This window comes from Pandoraea sp. ISTKB (genome assembly GCF_001721285.1).
GTDB classification, from domain to species: Bacteria; Pseudomonadota; Gammaproteobacteria; order Burkholderiales; family Burkholderiaceae; genus Pandoraea; species Pandoraea capi.
In genome coordinates this window covers 53,184-72,765 of sequence record NZ_MAOS01000035.1, presented here as the reverse complement: position 1 = coordinate 72,765, position 19,582 = coordinate 53,184, and the positions used below count along the sequence as shown (strand labels likewise).

The 19,582-nt window shown below is 63.6% G+C and carries 17 protein-coding genes and 1 pseudogene; 4 read left to right on the top strand and 14 right to left on the bottom strand.

What is annotated here, in order from left to right:
• Positions 1 to 2: 2 nt before the first annotated feature.
• From A9762_RS13450 to A9762_RS13425, 6 genes and pseudogenes are all read right to left on the bottom strand, one after another.
• A complete protein-coding gene (locus tag A9762_RS13450) occupies positions 3 to 1,271 on the bottom strand; it encodes a dihydroorotase (RefSeq protein ID WP_069342520.1) in 1,269 nt (422 codons plus the stop codon).
• A 7-nt stretch (positions 1,272 to 1,278) separates the two neighbouring features.
• Positions 1,279 to 2,232: pseudogene (locus tag A9762_RS13445) on the bottom strand (aspartate carbamoyltransferase catalytic subunit); the annotation flags it as partial.
• Positions 2,233 to 2,300: 68 nt separating this feature from the next.
• Positions 2,301 to 2,729, bottom strand: a complete 429-nt coding sequence (ruvX, locus tag A9762_RS13440) for a Holliday junction resolvase RuvX (RefSeq protein ID WP_069342518.1) — start codon at positions 2,727 to 2,729, stop codon at positions 2,301 to 2,303.
• Positions 2,726 to 3,295, bottom strand: a complete 570-nt coding sequence (locus A9762_RS13435) for a YqgE/AlgH family protein (RefSeq protein ID WP_069342517.1) — start codon at positions 3,293 to 3,295, stop codon at positions 2,726 to 2,728. The genes ruvX and A9762_RS13435 overlap by 4 nt, the downstream gene beginning before the upstream one ends.
• Positions 3,296 to 3,472: 177 nt before the next feature.
• Positions 3,473 to 4,870, bottom strand: a complete 1,398-nt coding sequence (locus A9762_RS13430) for a hypothetical protein (RefSeq protein ID WP_139133211.1) — start codon at positions 4,868 to 4,870, stop codon at positions 3,473 to 3,475.
• Positions 4,871 to 4,900: 30 nt separating this feature from the next.
• Positions 4,901 to 5,071 carry a rubredoxin gene (locus A9762_RS13425; RefSeq protein WP_006400971.1) on the bottom strand — a complete coding sequence of 57 codons (171 nt, stop codon included), beginning with the start codon at positions 5,069 to 5,071 and terminating at the stop codon, positions 4,901 to 4,903.
• Positions 5,072 to 5,284: 213 nt separating this feature from the next.
• Here A9762_RS13425 and A9762_RS13420 point away from each other — a divergent pair, with 213 nt between their 5' ends.
• Positions 5,285 to 6,121 carry a hydroxymethylpyrimidine/phosphomethylpyrimidine kinase gene (locus A9762_RS13420; RefSeq protein WP_069342515.1) on the top strand — a complete coding sequence of 279 codons (837 nt, stop codon included), beginning with the start codon at positions 5,285 to 5,287 and terminating at the stop codon, positions 6,119 to 6,121.
• A gap of 164 nt (positions 6,122 to 6,285) precedes the next feature.
• On the opposite strand, the gene A9762_RS13415 is transcribed toward A9762_RS13420, so the two are convergent.
• The 8 genes from A9762_RS13415 to recA all read right to left on the bottom strand — a co-directional run bounded on the left by A9762_RS13415 (position 6,286) and on the right by recA (position 14,986).
• Positions 6,286 to 8,082, bottom strand: coding sequence for a PglL family O-oligosaccharyltransferase (locus A9762_RS13415; RefSeq protein WP_170836234.1), 1,797 nt, complete (start codon positions 8,080 to 8,082; stop codon positions 6,286 to 6,288).
• 208 nt (positions 8,083 to 8,290) lie between these two features.
• On the bottom strand, positions 8,291 to 8,812 hold the full coding sequence (locus tag A9762_RS13410) for a pilin (protein WP_069342514.1): 522 nt from the start codon (positions 8,810 to 8,812) through the stop codon (positions 8,291 to 8,293).
• 271 nt (positions 8,813 to 9,083) lie between these two features.
• The gene (locus A9762_RS13405; RefSeq protein ID WP_069342513.1) at positions 9,084 to 9,812 is read right to left on the bottom strand and encodes a TerC family protein; all 729 of its coding nucleotides are present in this window, start codon (positions 9,810 to 9,812) and stop codon (positions 9,084 to 9,086) included.
• A 179-nt stretch (positions 9,813 to 9,991) separates the two neighbouring features.
• A complete protein-coding gene (gene sucD / locus A9762_RS13400; RefSeq protein ID WP_069342512.1) occupies positions 9,992 to 10,873 on the bottom strand; it encodes a succinate--CoA ligase subunit alpha in 882 nt (293 codons plus the stop codon).
• Between the two features lie 84 nt (positions 10,874 to 10,957).
• The gene (gene sucC, locus A9762_RS13395; RefSeq protein ID WP_069342511.1) at positions 10,958 to 12,124 is read right to left on the bottom strand and encodes an ADP-forming succinate--CoA ligase subunit beta; all 1,167 of its coding nucleotides are present in this window, start codon (positions 12,122 to 12,124) and stop codon (positions 10,958 to 10,960) included.
• Positions 12,121 to 12,807: a DUF2889 domain-containing protein gene (locus tag A9762_RS13390; RefSeq protein ID WP_069342510.1), complete on the bottom strand. Its 687-nt coding sequence runs from the start codon at positions 12,805 to 12,807 to the stop codon at positions 12,121 to 12,123. Before A9762_RS13390 ends, sucC begins: the two co-directional genes overlap by 4 nt.
• Positions 12,808 to 13,116: 309 nt before the next feature.
• Positions 13,117 to 13,662, bottom strand: coding sequence for a recombination regulator RecX (gene recX / locus A9762_RS13385; RefSeq protein ID WP_069342509.1), 546 nt, complete (start codon positions 13,660 to 13,662; stop codon positions 13,117 to 13,119).
• Positions 13,663 to 13,921: 259 nt separating this feature from the next.
• Positions 13,922 to 14,986: a recombinase RecA gene (gene recA / locus A9762_RS13380; protein WP_069342508.1), complete on the bottom strand. Its 1,065-nt coding sequence runs from the start codon at positions 14,984 to 14,986 to the stop codon at positions 13,922 to 13,924.
• A gap of 202 nt (positions 14,987 to 15,188) precedes the next feature.
• Here recA and A9762_RS13375 point away from each other — a divergent pair, with 202 nt between their 5' ends.
• The 3 genes from A9762_RS13375 to A9762_RS13365 all read left to right on the top strand — a co-directional run bounded on the left by A9762_RS13375 (position 15,189) and on the right by A9762_RS13365 (position 19,474).
• Positions 15,189 to 15,878 carry a response regulator transcription factor gene (locus tag A9762_RS13375; RefSeq protein ID WP_044457047.1) on the top strand — a complete coding sequence of 230 codons (690 nt, stop codon included), beginning with the start codon at positions 15,189 to 15,191 and terminating at the stop codon, positions 15,876 to 15,878.
• Positions 15,879 to 16,030: 152 nt separating this feature from the next.
• Positions 16,031 to 17,644 (top strand): sensor histidine kinase, encoded by a 1,614-nt coding sequence (locus A9762_RS13370; RefSeq protein WP_069342507.1) that lies wholly within the window; start codon positions 16,031 to 16,033, stop codon positions 17,642 to 17,644.
• 171 nt (positions 17,645 to 17,815) lie between these two features.
• Complete coding sequence (locus A9762_RS13365; protein WP_069342506.1) at positions 17,816 to 19,474, top strand: MFS transporter; 1,659 nt, start codon at positions 17,816 to 17,818, stop codon at positions 19,472 to 19,474.
• The last annotated feature ends 108 nt before the right edge of the window (positions 19,475 to 19,582 follow it).

The following is a 19,582-nucleotide window of genomic DNA, read 5'->3' as shown; positions in this document are numbered from 1 at the left end:
TCCTAGACGGCGGGGGCTTCGTACGCCACGCGGCCACCGACCAGCGTGAGCCGTACCTGGCCCGGTAATTCGTATCCCAGAAACGGGGTGTTGTGACCGGCGCTGCGCAACTGCTGCGCGGACACGGTCCAGTGCGTCGACGGCGCAAACACGCATACGTCGGCGGGCTGCCCGGGCGACAAGCGGCCCGCGCCCGGCGCGATTGCCGCAAGACGCTGCCCCGGCCCATGTGTGACCCGCGCCAACGCATCGACCAGCGGCACGCGCGACTCCTCGGCCCACTTCAGTACCAGCGACAGGAGTAATTCAAGCCCTGTGGCCCCCGGTGTCGCTTCCGCGAAGGGAACGAGACGGGCGTCAGGGGCGAGCGGCGTGTGATCCGAGCAGATGGCGTCAATCGTACCGTCCCTCGCAGCGTCGCGCACGGCCTCGCGGTCACGTCCGGAGCGCAGCGGCGGATCGAGTCGGTACTGGGCGTCAAAATACCCGATATCCATGTCGGTGAGATGGAGGTGATGTGCGGCAACGTCGCACGTCACCGGCAATCCTTCGGCTTTCGCCGCGCGCACGAGCGCCAGACCGGCGGCAGACGACAGGCGGCACAGATGCACGCGCGTGCCGGTCACCCGCACGAGTTCGAGAATCGTGTGCAGCGCGATCGTCTCGGCCGCCACCGGAATACCCGCCAGCCCGAGACGCGAGGCGACCGCACCACTCGCGGCAACGCCTCCGGCAGCCAGTGCGGCGTCCTGCGCACGCAGCCACACCGTCAGCCCGAAGGTGCCCGCATATTGCAACGCGCGCAGCAGCGTCCGGTTGTCCGCCATCGCGGCATTCGCCTGCGACAAGCCAATGCAGCCCGCACGCGTGAGTTGCGCCATCTCGGTGAGTTCGCGTCCCGCAAGACCGGCCGTGAGCGCGCCGAGCGGATGGACCTGCACGGCGTGCGTCGCGCGCGCACGCAGTTGCAGCATCTCCACGAGGTCAGGTTCGTCGAGCACCGGATCGGTATCCGGCGGACAGACCACCCGTGTGACGCCACCGGCGAGCGCCGCCGTCGCTTCGCTGGCCGCCGTCACCCGGCGCGCCGACAGATCGATCAGTCCGGGGGCGACCCACATGCCCTTCGCGTCGAAGGTGCGCTCGGCAGTGAAGTCGGCGGGCGCTGTGTCCAGGGCAACGATGTTGCCGTCGGCAATGAAGATGTCCTGCACGCGATCGGTACGCGTGGCGGGATCGATGACGCGGCCACCCTTCAGATGCAATTTCATGGCGCGCTTACCCGTTGTTCGCGGCGACGATGCTCATCACCGCCATCCGCACGGCAATGCCGAACGAGACTTGTTCGAGAATGACCGACTGCGGCCCGTCGGCGACGGCCGAATCGATCTCCACGCCCCGATTCATCGGGCCGGGATGCATCACGATGGCATCAGGTTTGGCCAGCGCGAGCCGCTCCGGCGTGAGGCCGTAATACTGAAAGTATTCGCTCGCCGAAGGCAGCAATGCGCCGTTCATCCGCTCGTTCTGCAAGCGCAGCATGATGATCACGTCGACGTCGCGAAGCCCTTCGTCCATGTCGTGAAACACGCGCACGCCAAGCTGTTCCAGCCCGGTGGGCAACAGCGTACGCGGACCGATGGCGCGCACTTCGGGCACGCCGAGCGTGGTCAGTGCGTGAATGTCGGAGCGCGCCACGCGCGAGTGCAGAATGTCGCCGACGATCGCGACCGTCAGATTCTGGAATTCGCCCTTGTGATGGCGAATCGTGTACATGTCGAGCAGCCCCTGCGTGGGGTGCGCATGACGTCCGTCGCCCGCATTGATGACATGCACGTGCGGCGCACAATGCTCGGCGATCAGATACGGCGCCCCCGACTGCGCATGCCGCACGACGAACAGGTCCGCGTGCATCGCCGAGAGATTGCCGATGGTGTCGAGCAGCGTCTCGCCCTTACTCGTCGACGACGCGTTGATATTCAGATTGAGCACATCGGCAGACAAGCGTGCGGCGGCAATCTCAAAAGTCGTTCGCGTACGCGTCGAATTCTCGAAGAACAGATTGAAGACCGACTTGCCACTGAGCAGCGGCACCTTCTTCACATCGGCATCGTTCACGCTGACGAACTGAGTGGCCGTATCGAGAATGTGCATGAGCACGGCACGCGGCAAACCTTCTACCGTCAGCAAGTGCCGGAGCTCACCATTGCGATTGAGTTGAGGGTGACCGCGACGGCCGAGAATGCCGTTAGCCATGCCGAGGCTCCGAGGGGACCGAAGTCACGTGGTGCAGAGGGAAGTCAGGCGGGCACATGCTCGTCGAAATACTGCTGGAGGATGATGCGGGCGGCCTCGGCGTCGAGCGATGTCTTCTGCGACACCTTCACGCCGGCCTCGGCCAGCGCCGCCGCCGCCGCGACCGACGAGTAGCGCTCGTCGACCCAGACGACCGGCACATTGAACCGCCCGTTGAGTTGGTTACCGAAGCGTTTGGCCTGCTGCGTCATTTCATGCGGCGTGCCATCGGGATGACACGGCAGACCGACGACGATCAGCTCGGGCTGCCATTCGGCGATGAGCTTGCCCATCTCGGCAAAACGCACTTCACGATTGAGGTTGGCGACGACGGTGAGTGCGCGGGCCTCGCGCAGCATCAGATTGCCCATCGCGACGCCGATGCGGCGCTCGCCGTAATCGAAGGCGAGCACCGTGCGACTGCCAGCCGTCATGCGTGACCCGCGTCGGCGGAGAGCATCGACGACGTCACGCCGAGCAGCGCCAGCGCGGCGTCGAAGCGTTCGGCCGGTGGCACATCGAACACGATGCCCGGGTCGGCTGCGACCGTCAGCCAGCCGTTGCGGCTGATTTCGTCTTCCAGTTGCCCTGCGCTCCAGCCCGAATGGCCGAGCGTGAGCAGGAAACGGTTGGGGCCTTGCCCATTTGCGACGGCTTCGAGCACGTCCTTGGACGTCGTCATCTCCAACCCACCCGGCACCGACAGCGACGAACTGTACGCAGTCCCTGTCGCCTCATGCAGCACGAAGCCGCGCTCGGTCTGCACCGGGCCGCCGAAGAAGACCGGTTGATGCGCCAGCGGGTCGATTTCGAGCTTGAGATCGAGGCGCTCGAAGAGCGACGCGAGGTCGATGTCGGTCGGACGATTGATGACCAGCCCGATCGCGCCTTTTTCACTGTGCTCGCACAGATAGACGACGGTGCCGGAAAAGGTGGGATCGGCCATGCCGGGCATGGCGATAAGGAACTGATTCGTAAGGTTGATACGGTCGTTCGGCATAGGGCCAGAGTTTATCGGAACCTGTTTGACGGTCTGCCCGCCGGACCTCGTCCCGCAGCGGGCGTCGAGACCCCGTGAGAGCCTCGCGTCACCTGCCGCCGGCCGGTCGGTGGACGAACTTTTTCCGCATCGTGATACGGCCATCGGCCACCAGTGGCAGCCTTTGGGCCGACTGTATCACGGAACGTCGCGCCCGGTGACTAGCCGCTGCCCGAACACGCTGGCGTCCAACGCCCGTTCGCGCCACATGGCCATCTCGGCGATCAGGTCAGGGCGCGCCTCGGGGTAAGTGTCCGCCGCAAACTGATGCAGCATGCCGCGCAACGCCCTGACCGTCATCGCCAGCGCGGCAGGGCCGCCCGGCTCCGCCGGGGGCGACGCCGCCAGACGCTCGCCCGTCGCCGCCACCGCAGCCGCCAGCCGTGCGACTGGCGCCAGCCCGATGGCCGCCGCATTTTGCGCCACCTGTGCGGCCACGGCCGGATCGTTCAAATTCGGAAGCGCCTCATCCGCAAGGCTGAGGAACGTCTGGCAAACGTCCTGCCGCACCGACAACGGGCCGATGCGCAGCCAGTCGCGCGAGCTGGTGCCTGCGCCCTGCTTCTGACCCGCTTGGGCGGCGTCCGCCAACGGCTCGGGCAAATGGCCGGGACGGCGCAATACGCCGAAATCAGCCAAAAGCGTTCCCAGCCAGATGTCGGGCGCCTGGGCGTGCCACGTAGCGAGCGCTTCGAGCAGGTCGTGTCCCGGCACTGCTTCGGCAGCCGTTCTGGCGGCGCCAGACGACGTGGCCGATGCGGTACTGCGGACGTCATCCGGGCTGCTCGGCCGGGTGAGTTGCTTGCGCAATGCCATGTTCATCCGCCCGATCTGACGCTTGTCGGCCAGACTCAGCGGTGCCCGGGCGAAGCGCAGCCAAGCGGCAGCCAGACGCCAGTAATCCAGCGGCGCGGTAGCCCCGGCACGGTGCAGGTCTGCCGCCAGATCGGCCAATTGGCCCAAAGCGGCAGTGGTATCGGTCGCGTCGGCGTCAGGGCGCAACAAGCGCAGCAGCACGCGTTCGACATCGGCGCGCAGCGGCGCAGTGCCCGCAGGTAGTCCGTGAAGACGCGGCTGTGCGATCACCCATCCCGCCATGCGAAGCTCGCCCGGCGTGGGCGCGCCGGCCCAGTTATCGGCAATCGTAGGCGAGGACGCCGACGATGCGGGCACGACGCCCGCCTGCCAGATATCGCGCTCGAACTGGCGCAGCGCATTGCGCTGGGCGTCCTGACTGCCCGATTCGCCATAGGCCGCCTCGGCAATCGCCTGAACCAGACGCTCACCCTGCAGCGCCCAGTCGGCATGACCGCTCGTCTGAAGCAGACGATTCGCACGACGCAGCGGACCCAGCGCCGCCGCCGGGCCGTTCGACCACGCGTCGGACGCCTCGGTCAGCGCTTCGGCCACCTCCGGCAAACGCCACAGCGGCGCCTCGCGCGTGTCGCGCGTGGCGTTGGCAGTCACGTTGTCGGGGGAGTCGGGAGATGATTGAGATGCGCCGGGCACGCTGGGCGCACCAGACGATTCAGACATCACCATAGGGCGTCTCCTGGCCGTTCGGCCTCAGATCTGCACCATCTCGAAGTCTTCCTTGCGGGCCCCGCACTCCGGACAGGTCCAGTTGATCGGCACGTCTTCCCAGCGCGTACCGGGCGCGATGCCCTCGTCGGGCAATCCTGCCTCTTCGTCGTAGATCCAACCGCAAATGAGGCACATCCAGCTCTTGTATTCCATGCTTTCTTCAGCGACGAGCGTTCCGTTACAATGGCTTGTCAACCGCTTCGGGTCCCGTCGGCAGAGATGTCGAACGGTCTTGTGGGAACCCTGCCGGTGCATTGTCCGGCGGGCGCTGCCCACGGCGCTTTCAAGCGCTCCGAAACGGGCATTTAAGGCGTGATGGTACCAACGAACCCAAAGCCTGACCAGATCGCCGTCTATCCTGCTTCCATGCAAACTGAATCCCCACCCATTCTCCTGACCTTCGGGCTTTCCGACCCCACTTCGGCAACCGGCGTGCAGGCCGACCTGCTCACCTTTGCGAGCATGGGCGGCTACGGCGTGTCGGTGCTGACCGGCTACTCCTCGCAAGACTCCCGCGCGTGCGACGACGTGCAGCCCATCGACCCCGACTGGGTTGCCGATCAGGCGCGCATGCTGCTTGAAGACATGCCGGTCGCGGCCTTCAAGGTGGGCAGCGCCGTCAATGCCGAGAACGTCGCGTCCATCGCCGAGATCGTTGCCGATTACGACGAAACACCGCTCGTCGTCGCCCCTGACTTCGGCCTGGCCGGCGAGCATCTGCTCTCGGCAGACGAATTACGTGAAGCCACGGCCAGCCTGCTGGTGCCGCAGGCCAGCGTGCTCGTCGTGAGCCCGGCCAGCGCCGTCGCGCTCGCGCAGACGATTACGGAGAACGAAAACCTTTCGCTCGACGAGGCCGTCTCGATCCTGCTGGAAAACGGCTGCGAGTTCGTGCTCGTGAGCGACGGCAACGCGCCGCAGTTCACGCACACGCTGTACAGCGACGGCGGCGTGGTCCGTGAAGACGCCTGGGACCGTCCGCCGCACAACGTGGCCGGGGCCATGGACACACTGGCTGCGGCCGTTACCGCCATGCTCGCCAACGGTCTGGCCGTGCCGGAAGCCGTTCGCGAGGCCCAGGAGTATTTGCAGCAGGTGCTGGAGAACGCCTTCCGCCCGGGCATGGGACGTCACTTCCCCGATCGCTTCTTCTGGGCACGCACCGAAGACACCGAGCAGGACGGCAGCCCGCCGGAGGCCTGACGCGTCCCCGGTTCGCCGATCGGCGCTGCAATGAAAATCGCCCGCGAATGTCGCGGGCGATCTCGTTTCTGGCGGATGTGTCGGCTGCGACAGATGCGGTGGATAGGCGTGGCGTGATGCCTTCGTGCCGCTATGCCGCCGTGCCGCGGCGTCGTTACACGTCGTTATGACATCCGCCGCACGTTACCTCGCGGCGCAGCCATCGCGTCTGTGTCCGTCTCGCCCGTCGGCCGTCCATACGTTTCGATGACACGCTTGACGAACGGCTTCAGGTCATCGCCCTGCTCGCGCAACATGCGCACGAGTGCGGCATATTGCCCTTCGAAGATCCGCGAGTTGTAGTTTTTCAGACGCTGAATGTCGAGCAACGCTTCATCGTCGCGTCCGGCCAGCGCGAGCAGCACGACGTAGCGTTTGATCATCGTCGGCCCGGCGCCCAGCGCCAGTGCTTCACGATGCGCGGCGAGCTTCTCGTCGAGCTGATCCCGGTTGAGGTAGAGCGCCCCTGTCACCGCGTAATCGCCGTACGGCGCGAAGAACAACGCCGGATCGGTGCGATACGCTTCGATCTTGCCCGCGCGATACGCCACCTCGACACGCTGATAGTCGCCGTACAGCCAGGGAATCGCGACGCACGCAAACAGCACGATCACACCGTTGATGGCGCCGGTCGCCGTCGACGACACGCTCTCGATCGGCTTCGTCTCGCAAAATCCGAGCAGGAACATCGCCGGCAGCAGGAAGAATGCGTAGTGCTGCGGATACTCCAGCAACGCATGAATGGCCATCATGCCGAGCAACACGAAGGCCAACGCGATCGGCGCCGTCTTGATGCCGCGCACCGCCCTGACGAACCAGAACGCCAGCGGCAGCAGCACGACCAGCGTGCCGACGATGCCGGTCTTCGCCAGCAAGTCCAGCAGCACGTTGTGCGCGTTGTCCGCCATCTCGACCGGCCCCAGCTTGTCGACCAGCGCAAACTGCGCGTCGATATAGTTCGACCAGCCGGCACCAAAGAACCAGTGCTCGCGGAAAATCGCCAGCCCGTATTCCCAAAGGTTCAGGCGCCCCGTCACCTGACCCGCCTGCTGCATGCGCGCCACTGCGCTGCCGTCGAGTTGCAGCCCCCATGCCACGTTCGCCCAGCCGACGAACATCGTCACGAGCGCCAGCAATGGCAGGAGGGCGACAGGCGCGAACCAGCGCATCGAGCGACGCATGTTGCGCGTCTCCTCGCTTCGCTCCATCCAGACGAGCCACAACCCGAACGCTGAGAGCAACGCCAGTTGCAACCACGGCGTACGCGAGCCCGTCAGGCAGATGCCGATGTCGTAGGCCGCACACGCGATCAGAAACGCCCACGCGGGCAGCTTGCGTTGATACCAAAGGTAGAACGCACCCGCGCTCGCGAGCGACAGGTACGTCGCCAGATGATTTGGCTGATACATGTTGCCGAACAGACGCCGCGCCACGGTCACCGTGTACTTCGCGACGAGCCACGGCACGTGCGCTTCGAGATGAAACGCCTGCACGATCTGCGCGCCCACCGCATACAAACCGCCCAGCGTCAGCGCGACGGCACTCCAGCGCATGAGCACGCCACGCCAGCCCAGTTGCGCCAGCCAGTAGCCCGCATTGACGGCAACGATCATCGCCACGCCGTAGAGCAGCGCGGTCATCATCAACTGCGGCAGTTCGGTCGGCATCGTCGCGCGCTGGATGAGCACGACCGCAACGAAGGCGAGCGGCATCCAGGTCACGCGCGGCATGCGCAGCACGCGCGCGTCGCGCTGCCACACGGCGATCATCGAGAGCACGCCGAGCAGCGCAAAGAGCGAGAACGTCAGCGCTTCCGAGTAAAACGTGGAAATCGGATAGGTGTGCTTGACGAGGTTGTAGGGCAAGGCCCAGATCAGGGCCATCGTGAGCCCGATCATCGAGAGAAGCAGAGGAGGAAACAAGGTCGCCGCCGTGCAATGCACCGGTTGGAAGATGCGCAAGCATAACGAAAAACGGCCGCCCGGGGGCGGCCATTTCATGCCTGACGCGCGTAGCTCGACGCCTGCGGATTCCAGCCCGTTTCCGGTCAGCAAATCCTCGGTGACGTCGGGGCCGGACGTGGTATCGCGTGATGCAACATCAGGTCATCCGGCCAACCGCTCATCGGACTCAGGCGCCCTTGGTCGCGGTCTCGCCACGGCATTCCGGCGGTGCCAGCTTGCCGGGCAGCGTGGCGCCGTTCGGTGCACCTTCGCGGCCCTGTGCGTAGCACGTCCAGACGATCTGGCCTTCGGGGGCCTTGCCGACGGTCAGCGCCTCGGGCTTGCCGGTCACGCCGGTGCTCGTCGGCACCAGAACCATTGCACCGTCGCCGGCGCGCTGCGTGTAGGCCACGGTCACGTTGCCGCTCACGGAATCGATGCTCACGCCGCTCACGTTGTCGGTTGCGCTCGGCGCCTGCCAACCGCTATTGAACGGGGCACCGTGCATGGCGTTCTCGCTCACAAGCGCCTTGGCGGACGCTGCTGCGCCCAGCCCTTCGACGACACGTGCGCGCACCAGATAATTCTGCAGATACGGAACCCCTGCCGTGACCAGCACGCCGATGATCGCCAGCACGATCATCAACTCGATCAGGGTGAAACCCCGGGATTTGGCGAGACCGGTAGTCCGGTGGCCGAAACGACGCATTGTGTAACTCCCTGCAAAAGCAATGAAAACAAAAGGGACATCGGGGGGAAGTGGGCGGAGTATGCCATAGCCCTCCCGACGAATGCCCTGCCGCAGATCAAAATCGGGCGGCACCGCATGGGGCCGTCGGAATCGTCCGAGCCAAAGCTGGACGAATCATCGATTGAGAAGGTCGATCGCAGCGCTCGCGATGTGTCCCGGTCCGCCATGACGTGCGGATATCGGGGCAAAACATCCCGCACCGGGATGTCCGGCCCCGCAATGGACCCGATTATTTCGAAGAGGTTGCACGCGTTTGACGTGCCTCGCTTCGACGCTTGAACACCAGTCCCACGGCGAGGACCAGCAGCGCGCCGATCGCGGACGCCACATAGTGCGTGTATTGGGCAGCATCGCCCGGCAGGTGCAGCAGATGGCCGACGCCCGGATCCGACACGATCAGACCGCCGGCAATCCAGCCGAGCAGCGCGGCGCCCGCCATCACGATGACCGGGAACCGGTCGAGCGCCTTGAGCACGAGCTGCGAGCCCCAGACGATCAGCGGAATGCTCACCAGCAGACCGAAAATCACGAGCGGCAATTGATGATGCTCGGCGGCGCCTTCGGCTGCCCCGGCAATCGCAATCACGTTGTCGATACTCATCACGAGATCGGCAACGATGATGGTCTTGACCGCCGTCCAGAGTTTGTCCGCCGGCTTTACGCTGTCGTGCGCGTCATGGTCAGGCACCAGCAGCTTGGTACCGATCCAGAGCAGCAGCAACCCGCCCACGGCCTTCAGATACGGCACGGCGAGCAGCGTCACGGCGAATGCGATCAGAATCACGCGCAGCACGATGGCCCCGGCCGTCCCCCAGACGATGCCCTGCAGGCGTTGCTTGGCCGGCAAATTGCGGCAGGCGAGCGCGATCACCACGGCATTGTCGCCACCCAGCAGGATGTCGATCATGATGATCTGTGCCACGGCGGCCCAGTTCAGCTCGGCAAAAAACGCAAGCATGGCGCAAATATCCTTGGGAACGATGGAGACGAAACGACGGCGTCCGGTAAGACGAATACAGCAAAGGATTGCGCAAACGCAATAGCAAAAGAGGGAGCCCGATGCCCTGGGCTCCCTCTTTCATGACCGCTGACACCGCCGCCGGTTCCGGCGGCGATAACACGATCGTCCGGCGGGAATTACAGCACCGACTTGAGCAGGCGGCCCATTTCCGACGGGTTCTTGGTCACCTTGATGCCGCAGGCATCCATGATGGCCAGCTTGGCTTCGGCCGTATCGGCGCCGCCCGAGATCAGCGCGCCGGCGTGGCCCATGCGCTTGCCCGGAGGCGCCGTCACGCCTGCGATGAAGCCGACGACCGGCTTCTTCATGTTGCCCTTGATCCACTCGGCGGCAGCGGCTTCGTCCGGACCACCGATTTCACCGATCATGATCACGGCGTCCGTTTCCGGATCGTCGTTGAACATCTGCATGACGTCGATGTGCTTCAGACCGTTGATCGGGTCGCCACCGATACCGACGGCGCTCGACTGGCCCAGACCCAGGGCGGTCAGCTGACCCACGGCTTCGTACGTCAGGGTACCCGAGCGCGACACCACGCCGATGCGACCCTTCTTGTGGATGTGACCCGGCATGATGCCGATCTTCAGTTCGTCCGGCGTGATCACGCCCGGGCAGTTCGGGCCGAGCAGCAGGGTCTTGCGACCTTCGCGACGCATACGGTCCTTCACTTCGATCATGTCACGGACCGGAATACCTTCCGTGATACAGATCGCCAGATCCAGGTCGGCTTCGACAGCTTCCCAGATTGCGGCAGCAGCGCCTGCGGGCGGCACGTAGATCACCGACACGGTAGCGCCGGTTTGTTCCTTGGCGTCCTTCACCGAACCGTAGATCGGAATGCCTTCGAAGTCTTCGCCGGCCTTCTTCGGGTTCACGCCAGCGACGAACGCGTTCTTGCCGTTCGCGTATTCGCGGCACATGCGGGTATGGAACTGGCCGGTCTTGCCAGTGATACCCTGGGTGATGACCTTGGTGTCTTTGTTGATCAGAATCGACATTGCTTGATTTCCTTCGTCCTGTTGCCTGGCGGTGCGCACTGCTCCTCTCGGAGTGGCGCGCCGCGACGGCTTCGACTGTTCTGGTTACTTGCCTGCGGCGGCCGCGACAACCTTCTGGGCAGCTTCTTCCATGCTGTCAGCAGAAATGATCGGCAGGCCGGACTCGGCGAGCATCTTCTTGCCCAGGTCTTCGTTCGTGCCCTTCATGCGCACGACGAGCGGCACCTTCAGCGACACGGCCTTCGATGCCGTGATCACGCCTTCTGCGATCACGTCGCAGCGCATGATGCCGCCGAAGATGTTGACCAGAATGGCCGTCAGGTTCGGGTTCTTCAGCATGATCTTGAACGCTTCGGTCACCTTCTCTGCCGTGGCGCCACCGCCCACGTCCAGGAAGTTGGCCGGCTCGCCGCCGAACAGCTTGATGGTGTCCATCGTGGCCATGGCCAGACCGGCACCGTTCACCAGACAGCCGATGTTGCCGTCGAGCGAGATGTAAGCCAGATCGAACTTCGAGGCTTCGACTTCCGCCGGATCTTCTTCGTCCAGATCGCGGTAAGCCACGATTTCCGGATGACGGTACAGGGCGTTCGAGTCAAAGTTGAACTTGGCGTCCAGCGCCGTGACCGTGCCGTTCTTGCTCACGTTCAGCGGGTTGATTTCGGCCAGCGAAGCGTCCGTTTCCCAGAAGGCCTTGTACAGACCTTGCAGGATCGTGCGGGCTTGCGGCACCGAAGCGTCGGGCACGCTGATCTTCTTGGCGAAGTCATCGGCTTGTGCGTCGGTCAGGCCAACCGACGGATCGATCACGACGTGATGGATCAGTTCCGGATGCTTTTCGGCGACTTCTTCGATGTCCATGCCGCCTTCGCTCGAACCCATCATCACGATCTTCTGCGTGACGCGGTCAACCACCAGGCTGACGTACAGTTCGTTGTTGATGTCGGCGCCTTCTTCGATCAGCAGGCGATTGACCTTCTGACCTTCCGGACCGGTCTGGTGCGTGACCAGTTGCATGCCGAGGATCTGGCTGGCGTATTCGCGCACTTGCTCGATCGTCTTGGCAACCTTCACGCCGCCGCCCTTACCGCGACCGCCTGCGTGAATCTGGGCCTTAACCACCCAAACCGGACCGCCGAGTTCTTCGGCTGCCTTCACGGCCTCGTCCACGGAAAACGCCGGAATGCCGCGGGGCACCGCGACTCCGAATTTTCGGAGGATTTCCTTGCCTTGATACTCATGAATCTTCATGCGTGATTCCCTTCTTGCTGAGTTGGAAGTTTGGGTTCGAGCTTGCGAGTCGAGGCCTCATCGCGCACCGCTTCTGATGTGACGGGCGTCGTGGGCTCGTTCGCTCGATCGTTTGCGCGGCCGTTGAACCAGCGCGGGTAAAACCGGCGCACCGCCTCGCCATCGAACCGCAAGGCGTGACAATGTCCGAGTTGGAAAGGTGGCGCCGAATCGTTGGCGTCATTGGCGGCCTTGAGTGCCGTATCGGGCGTGTGGATCACCACCCCGGCAAAGGCCTGAATCGCTGCCGTGGGCAGGACACTGCAAAGTTCGGTCAGATGGGTACAGCCCGCCGCGCCGCCAAGGCGCTCGCGAACCCCGCGCCGGAAGCCCTGTCGCAGATTAAGACCGATCAACTGACGATATTCGGGGCCGATCTGATCGCAAATGCCCGGATAAGGCACCCAATCGGAAACGGCCTCGGCGTCATGCACCTTGAAGGACTCATCGATCGTCAACCGCAGCCATAGCTCGTGAATCGGCGTGCCTTCCTTGCGAAGGCCCGTCGCCAATGCAAAATCCCGATCCTTATGATCGGTGAGACGGGCTTCGATGTCCCATAGGCCATCGTCGCGCGAAAACGCTTCAACAGCGATCGTGCGACGGTGACGCAAGGTACGAGAGGCAGGCGCGGAGAGCGGCATGCGGAAGTGTGCAATGCATGAACGCAGAAAGATCTTGATTCTAGCATAGGCGACAGCGCCGTCTGCCGCAGCGCAGCAGAAGCCCACCGCATAAGGGGGAATAACCCGACCCAACGGTCGGGAAATCAATGTCACCCGATTGCCGCGCGCATGGTGCGACGCCATAACGCGATAACCGAGTAATGACGCGTCACATGAGATTCATCGACGTGTCATGGCGGCGTTGAAGCAGATGACACGATGCAGCGTGTCATTCATCTGCTGACGATGAATGCGCCCTCATCCATGACGAATGCGATGAGGCGCACCTCAGACATCGTCCAGAAACTCGTCGGCGCCTCTTACGATTTTGCTGATAACGGTACGAGAAAAGCCGCGCGCCGCAAGAAAGCGCATTTGCTTGGCGCGCGCTTCCGGCGTGGTAGCGACTTCCCCGAACTTCTTCTGCCAGACGGCACGGGCTCGCGTCATCTCGGTTTCGCGCAATTGCTCCGAAATGGCGGCAACGGTCTCCGCGTCGACCTGATGCTGCTTGAGCTCACCGACGATCCGCGTGGTCCCCATGCGCGACGCACGCCGGTTCACCACACTCTCGGCAAACCGTTCATTCGACAGCCAGCGCTCCTGCTCAAGGCTGTCGAGCAGCCGATCGAGTGCTTCGGGGTCCTCGGCATCGGCGTACGGCATGAGCTTGCGACGCAACTCCGCCCGGCTGTACTCACGACGCGCGAGATACGATAGCGCACGTCCTTTCAGACTGAGCACAGGCTTGCGCGACGGCTTGGCCGCAACGGCCTCGTCCCCCGGCGGGGGCGGCGGCGCGTTCGGATCTCGGGGAGGACGGCGATGGATCATGGAGTCATCGTAACGCCATCGGCGGCAGTGCATGAGAGACACCGGCACCACGGGCGATCATGGAAGCAAGTCGGGGAGCCAGCAGACAACACGTGGGACACGCGCATGACAGGCAAGCCACGGTCAAACGACGTCAAGTGAAAACGAAAGGCGCGCGAGAACCGGTACAGGTAGCACTACCGTGAGAAAACAAAAACGGCAGCGCGACGCCGTCTGGCTTCGCGCTGCCGCTGCGACAGCTCAGGCGCTCAACAAGCGCTTAGGCCTCGTCCTCTTCTTCAATCTCACCGGTTTCGTTGATCGCCGTAACCCCCAGCGATGCACGCACCTTGTTCTCGATCTCGTGGGCGATGTCCGGATTCTCACGCAGGAATTCGCGCGCGTTGTCCTTGCCCTGACCGATCTTCTCGCCGTTGTAGCTGTACCAGGCGCCGGCCTTCTCGACGATCTTCGCATTAACACCCAGATCGATGATTTCGCCTTCACGCGAAATGCCCTGACCGTAGAGGATGTCGAAAATCGCTTCGCGGAACGGCGGCGACACCTTGTTCTTCACGACCTTGACGCGGGTTTCGTTACCGACCACCTCGTCGCCCTTCTTGATCGAACCGATACGACGGATGTCCAGACGCACCGACGAGTAGAACTTCAGCGCGTTACCGCCGGTCGTCGTTTCCGGGTTGCCGAACATCACACCGATCTTCATACGAATCTGGTTGATGAAGATCACCGTGCAGTTCGTACGCTTGATCGTGCCGGTCAGCTTACGCAGCGCCTGCGACATCAGACGTGCCTGAAGACCCGGCAGCGAGTCGCCCATCTCACCTTCGATTTCAGCCTTCGGCACCAGCGCCGCGACCGAGTCGATAATGATCAGGTCGATCGAGCCGGAGCGCACCAGCGCATCGGCAATTTCCAGTGCCTGTTCGCCCGTGTCCGGCTGCGAGATCAGCAGTTCCGGCACCGAGACGCCCAGCTTGTTGGCGTAACCGACGTCGAGGGCATGCTCTGCATCGATGAACGCGCAGGTGCCACCGATCTTTTGCATCTCCGCCACGACTTGCAGCGTGAGCGTGGTCTTACCCGACGATTCCGGACCGTAGATCTCGATCACACGACCGCGCGGCAGGCCACCGACGCCAAGCGCGATGTCCAGCCCCAGCGAGCCCGTGGAGACGACCTGGATGTCCGCTTCGACCTCGCCGTCGCCGAGACGCATGATCGAGCCCTTGCCGAATTGCTTCTCGATCTGCGCGAGGGCGGCGGCGAGCGCCTTGCCTTTCTCGGCCGACAGATTGGCAGACCCTTTCTTGCTTTCTTCCATGAATCGTCCTTTGATATGATGAGCGAGACGGCTCGAGTGAGGCGTGACTGCCGGTACTGTATAAAAAACCAGTGCTCTTTGCAAGTGCCTGTTGTCCGAAAGCGCCGAAACGACAAAAAAAGCCGCGAACCACGCGCCGCAACATCACAGGAGACACACCGCTGCCGTCAGGCGACGGTGCCTACACAAGCCTATCACGCCCATGCGAATTCTCATCGCAGAGGATGACAGCATTCTGGCCGACGCCCTGACCCGCTCGTTGCGTCAGGGGGGCTACGCCGTCGATCACGTCAAGACGGGGCTCGAAGCAGACTCCGCGCTCTCCGCCCAGACGTTCGACCTGCTGATTCTCGATCTCGGTCTGCCCCGCCTGCCCGGCCACGAAGTCCTGCGCCGGTTGCGCGCCCGCAATTCCCATCTGCCCGTGCTGATTCTGACGGCATCCGACAGCGTCGACGCCCGCGTGAAGGGCCTCGATCTCGGTGCAGACGACTACATGGCCAAGCCTTTTGCGCTCGCCGAACTCGAAGCGCGCGTGCGGGCCCTGACCCGGCGCGGCGCCGGCGGCGGCTCGACGGTCATCCGTCACGGCCCGCTCAGCTTCGATCAGGTCGGGCGCACCGCCTATATTCATGAGCAGATGCTCGACCTGTCCGCCCGCGAACTCGAATTGCTCGAAGTGCTGCTCCTGCGCACCGGGCGCCTCGTCTCCAAGGAACAACTCGTCGACCATCTGTGCGGCTGGGGCGAAGAAGTCAGCAACAACGCCATCGAGGTTTACATGCACCGGCTGCGCAAGAAGATCGAGCCGAGCGGCGTGCGCATCGCCACGATTCGCGGACTGGGGTATTGTCTGGAAAAGCCTGCGGCAACACCTGCGAACGCTGCCTGACAAAAGGACGTCGGGCACACACGCGAGGCCGGCCGCTCTTGCGGTCTTCACCGATGCGTGAAGCTGGTCACGCCCAAACCGACGCGTGATGCCGGGCACGCCCAATCGACCCGGCATGCCCGCCGCCTCAGCCTCTTTTGCCTATCCGCCCGATGCGTCTGAGCTTTCGTCACCCCCATCGCGCCAAGCCTGCGGATCCGGACGCGGCTCACCACGCAGGACATGCCGGGCCGTCCCCGCACGCCGCAGACGCCACCGATCCGTTCGATCCCTACGCCGATCCTTTCGTGCGCCCGGGCTTCGGCGCGCCGCTGGAGCGCGAGGCCGAGCCGCCGCCGCGCTCGCTGTTCGGCGAGATTCTCGACTGGATGCTCGCGCCGCTGCTCCTGCTCTGGCCGATGAGCATTGCCGTGACGTACCTCGTTGCGAAGTCGATTGCCAACGGCCCGTTCGACCGGGCGCTGGAAACCAATACTTACGTGCTCGCCCAGCAAGTCCATTCGGATCGCGGACAGGTCACGCTCACCCTGCCGATGCCCGCACGCGATCTGCTGCGCGCCGACGCCACCGACAACATCTACTTCCAGGTCCTCGGCGCGAAGGGGGAACTCGTCGGCGGCACGGCCGAGTTGCCCCTGCCCCATGAAGACGACCGGCCGCAGCCCGGCGTCGTCCAGTTCCGGGACGAAACGGTCGGCGGCAACGACATTCGCGTCGCATTTACTTACGTCGATCTGCCGCGTATGGAACCGCCCGGCAGCATGGCGCTCGTGCAGGTCGCCGAGACACTCGACAAACGCAGCCAACTGGCCAACGAGATCATCAAGGGCGTGATCCTGCCGCAGTTCGTGATTCTGCCGCTGGCCATCGTGCTCGTCTGGTTCGGGTTGTCGCGTGGCCTCGCACCGCTGCATGCGTTGCAGGAACACATTCGCGCGCGTCGACCGGACGATCTGTCGCCACTCGAAGCGCGTCAGGCGCCGCCTGAGATCGCGCCGCTCGTCAACTCGCTGAACGATCTGCTCGGACGCCTCGAACAGAACATGAAACTTCAGCAACGCTTCATTGCAGACGCCGCCCATCAACTCAAGACACCGCTCGCCGGATTGCGTATGCAGGCCGAGCTCGCTTTGCGTCAGACATCCCCCGACGAATTGCGGCGTTCGCTCTCGCAGATCGCGGTCAGCTCCGAGCAGGCTGCACGCCTCGTCAACCAGTTACTCGCGTTGGCGCGCGCCGAGAACAGTGCGAACGACGCTGCCGCATTCACCCCCGTCAACCTCAGCCTGCTCGCGCGCAGCGCCATGCAGGACTGGTTCCAGGCCGCGTTCGCCAAGCGAATCGATCTAGGCTTCGAGGAGCCGCCGTTTCCTGTGCATCTGTCCGGTCAGCCGGTGATGCTGCGCGAGTTGCTAAACAACCTCATCGACAACGCAATCCGTTACACGCCGGCCGGCGGCAAAGTCACGGTGCGGCTGCGTCATGAAGCGTCGGATGGCTTCGTGCATCTCGAAGTCGAAGACACCGGGCCGGGCATTCCCGCGTCGGAGCGGCCGCGCGTGTTCGAGCGCTTCTACCGCATTCTCGGCAGCGACAGTGACGGCAGCGGTCTGGGCCTCGCCATCGTTCGCGAGATCGTGCAGATTCATCGCGGCGACGTCAGCGTGCTCGACCATGTCGATGCACAGCATCCCGAAGCAACCGGCACGTTGATTCGGGTCACGTTCCCGCTCGCCGAGTTGCCTATCGAAAACCCTCATGCGTGACGGAAACGCGCGAAATACGGCCAATTTCGGGCCAAAGTCGAGGGTAAGTCCCTAGCAACGTAAGGTTCGAGTCAGTTTGGCGTCAGACGGCGGTAAGGTTGTCCTCCAATAATCAGTTGCAACGGCCCGGGTGCGTCCCAGGGGCGTGCTTACATTACAGGAGACAACCGCATGGCTACTGCAACGACAGCCACCACCCATGCACCGATGACCAAGGAAGAGCGGAAGGTCATCTTCGCGTCGTCGCTGGGCACGGTGTTCGAGTGGTACGACTTTTACCTGGCCGGTTCGTTGGCCGCTTTCATCAGCCGTCACTTCTTCTCGGGGATCAATCCGACGGCAGCCTTCATCTTCACACTGCTGTCGTTCGCGGCCGGCTTCGCGGTGCGTCCGTTCGGCGCCATCGTGTTCGGTCGTATCGGCGACCTCGTCGGTCGTAAGTACACGTTCCTCGTGACCATCACGCTGATGGGTCTGTCCACGCTGGTTGTCGGTCTGTTGCCCGGCTACGCGTCGTGGGGTATCGCGGCACCGGTGATCTTCATCGCCATGCGTCTGCTTCAGGGTCTGGCGCTGGGCGGCGAATACGGGGGTGCAGCCACGTACGTGGCCGAGCACGCACCGCACGGCCGTCGCGGTTTCTACACGTCGTGGATTCAGACGACCGCCACGCTGGGTCTCTTCCTCTCGCTGCTCGTGATTCTCGGCACCCGCATGGTGATGGGTGAAGAGGCGTTCGGTGAGTGGGGCTGGCGCATTCCGTTCGTGCTGTCGATCGTGCTGCTGCTGATCTCGCTGTGGATTCGTCTGCAACTGAGCGAATCGCCGGCATTCCAGCGCATGAAGGCGGAAGGCAAGGGCTCGAAGGCACCGCTCAAGGAATCGTTCGGTGAGTGGAAGAACCTGAAGATCGTGATTCTGGCGCTGGTCGGTCTCACGGCAGGTCAGGCTGTCGTGTGGTACACGGGTCAGTTCTATTCGCTGTTCTTCATGACACAGGTGCTCAAGGTCGACGGCAACACCGCCAACATCATGGTGGCGCTGGGTCTGTTGATCGGCAGCCCGTTCTTCGTGTTCTTCGGTGCCCTGTCGGACAAGATCGGTCGCAAGCCGATCATCATGGCGGGTTGCCTGCTGGCCGCGCTGCTGTACTTCCCGATCTTCAAGGCACTGACGCACTACGCCAACCCGGCGCTGGAAGCGGCAACGGCGCGTTCGCCGATCACGGTCATCGCCGATCCGAACGAGTGCTCGTTCCAGTTCAACCCGGTGGGTACGTCGAAGTTCACCAGCTCGTGCGATATCGCGAAGAGCTTCCTGTCGCGCGCCGGTCTGAACTATCAGAACGAAGCGGCACCGGCGGGCACGATGGCGACGGTGAAGATCGGCGACAAGGTGATCCAGTCGGTCGACGGCAAGGCAGCGGACGCGAAGGACAAGACCAAGGCATTCGAAGCGGATATGTCGGCCACGCTCAAGGCAGACGGTTACCCGCCGAAGGCCGACCCGGCGCAGATGAACAAGCCGATGGTCGTGATCCTGCTGGCGATCCTCGTGATCTTCGTGACGATGGTGTACGGTCCGATCGCGGCCATGCTGGTGGAGATGTTCCCGACCCGCATCCGCTACACCTCGATGTCGCTGCCGTATCACATCGGTAACGGCTGGTTCGGCGGCTTCCTGCCGGCCACGGCCTTCGCCATCGTGGCAGCCAAGGGCGATATCTACTCCGGCCTCTGGTACCCGATCGTGATCGCGCTGATTACCTTCGTGATCGGTATGCTCTTCATCAAGGAGACGAAGGACGTCGACATCTACGCCAACGACTGACGCAGGCGTGACTGGCCTCGTTACGGGAGGCCGGTCAACATGAATCACAACGCCGGGGCTTTCGGGTCCCGGCGTTGTCGTTTGTGAGGTGACTTTCGATCGACCATC

Coding starts and splice junctions, on each gene's coding strand:
- sucC (WP_069342511.1), bottom strand. CDS start 12,124: ATGAAGATTCATGAGTATCAAGGCAAGGAAATCCTCCGAAAATTCGGA.
- sucD (WP_069342512.1), bottom strand. CDS start 10,873: ATGTCGATTCTGATCAACAAAGACACCAAGGTCATCACCCAGGGTATC.
- A9762_RS13365 (WP_069342506.1), top strand. CDS start 17,816: ATGGCTACTGCAACGACAGCCACCACCCATGCACCGATGACCAAGGAA.
- A9762_RS13405 (WP_069342513.1), bottom strand. CDS start 9,812: ATGCTTGCGTTTTTTGCCGAGCTGAACTGGGCCGCCGTGGCACAGATC.
- A9762_RS13430 (WP_139133211.1), bottom strand. CDS start 4,870: ATGTCTGAATCGTCTGGTGCGCCCAGCGTGCCCGGCGCATCTCAATCA.
- ruvX (WP_069342518.1), bottom strand. CDS start 2,729: ATGACGGCTGGCAGTCGCACGGTGCTCGCCTTCGATTACGGCGAGCGC.
- recA (WP_069342508.1), bottom strand. CDS start 14,986: ATGGAAGAAAGCAAGAAAGGGTCTGCCAATCTGTCGGCCGAGAAAGGC.
- recX (WP_069342509.1), bottom strand. CDS start 13,662: ATGATCCATCGCCGTCCTCCCCGAGATCCGAACGCGCCGCCGCCCCCG.
- A9762_RS13425 (WP_006400971.1), bottom strand. CDS start 5,071: ATGGAATACAAGAGCTGGATGTGCCTCATTTGCGGTTGGATCTACGAC.
- A9762_RS13420 (WP_069342515.1), top strand. CDS start 5,285: ATGCAAACTGAATCCCCACCCATTCTCCTGACCTTCGGGCTTTCCGAC.
- A9762_RS13370 (WP_069342507.1), top strand. CDS start 16,031: ATGCGTCTGAGCTTTCGTCACCCCCATCGCGCCAAGCCTGCGGATCCG.
- A9762_RS13450 (WP_069342520.1), bottom strand. CDS start 1,271: ATGAAATTGCATCTGAAGGGTGGCCGCGTCATCGATCCCGCCACGCGT.
- A9762_RS13410 (WP_069342514.1), bottom strand. CDS start 8,812: ATGCGTCGTTTCGGCCACCGGACTACCGGTCTCGCCAAATCCCGGGGT.
- A9762_RS13435 (WP_069342517.1), bottom strand. CDS start 3,295: ATGCCGAACGACCGTATCAACCTTACGAATCAGTTCCTTATCGCCATG.
- A9762_RS13375 (WP_044457047.1), top strand. CDS start 15,189: ATGCGAATTCTCATCGCAGAGGATGACAGCATTCTGGCCGACGCCCTG.
- A9762_RS13390 (WP_069342510.1), bottom strand. CDS start 12,807: ATGCCGCTCTCCGCGCCTGCCTCTCGTACCTTGCGTCACCGTCGCACG.